Origin of the sequence: Eubacterium ramulus ATCC 29099, from assembly GCF_000469345.1 — a bacterium.
GTDB classification, from domain to species: Bacteria; Bacillota; Clostridia; order Lachnospirales; family Lachnospiraceae; genus Eubacterium_I; species Eubacterium_I ramulus.
This window is the reverse complement of sequence record NZ_KI271160.1, coordinates 1-851: the sequence shown is the minus strand read 5'-3', so window position 1 is coordinate 851 and position 851 is coordinate 1. Positions and strand designations below refer to the sequence as shown.

At 41.4% G+C, this 851-nt stretch carries 1 protein-coding gene and 1 pseudogene; both read left to right on the top strand.

Translation table 11 applies throughout. The annotated features are described in order from the left end of the window. Positions 1-39: 39 nt before the first annotated feature. Positions 40-234 (top strand): annotated as a pseudogene (locus tag HMPREF0373_RS11840) (adenylate cyclase); the annotation flags it as partial. Positions 235-384: 150 nt separating this feature from the next. Next, a partial coding sequence (gene mobQ / locus HMPREF0373_RS11835) for a MobQ family relaxase (RefSeq protein ID WP_044964231.1) occupies positions 385-851 on the top strand: 467 nt, incomplete at its 3' end.

The following is an 851-nucleotide window of genomic DNA, read 5'->3' as shown; positions in this document are numbered from 1 at the left end:
TCTATAAAAACTACTACTATATAATACGAGGGATAAACCATGCAGAACAATATCCGTAACACAAACCTGCGCTTTAATCTGGACAAAGAACAGCAGCGGAGAGCCTGGGAATATTTACAGACGATGGACAGGCAGGATTTTAAATCTTACAGTCAGGTAATCTCTCTTGCACTGGTAGATTATTTTGACCGCTACTACCGCACACAGGCTGATCCTTATCTGGAAACAAGAGAATGATTATTTTTCACTGACAGTGGTACTACTCTCTTTCCTCATTTATTACCAGAAATATGCCACTGTCAGTTATCTAAAACCATAGTACCAAACCAAAAGATTTTAAAACCAAAACTGCCCGGATACGGGCATAAAAAGGAGATGCCAGATATGGCAATTTATCATATGCAAGCCAAAGTCGTCAGCCGTGGTTCCGGTCGGTCTGCTGTTGCTGCTTCTGCTTATATGAGCTGTAGCCGCATGTACAATGATTATGATGGCATTCAGCATGACTATACCAGAAAGCAGGGTCTGATCTATCATGAAGTGATGCTTCCTCCAATGGCTCCATCGAAATGGAATGACCGGGAACAACTCTGGAATGCTGTGGAAGAAAACGAAAAGACCAAAGACAGCCGACTTGCAAGAGAATTTGTTGTTGCACTCCCCGTTGAGTTGGATAAAGACAGCAATATTTCTCTTCTTCAGGATTTTATTAAAAAGAATTTTGTAGATATGGGGATGTGTGCTGATTTTGCCATTCACGATACAGATGGTCACAATCCCCATGCACACATTCTTCTTACTGTCCGACCACTAAATGAAAATGGAACAGTGATGAACAACTTTGCATCTGG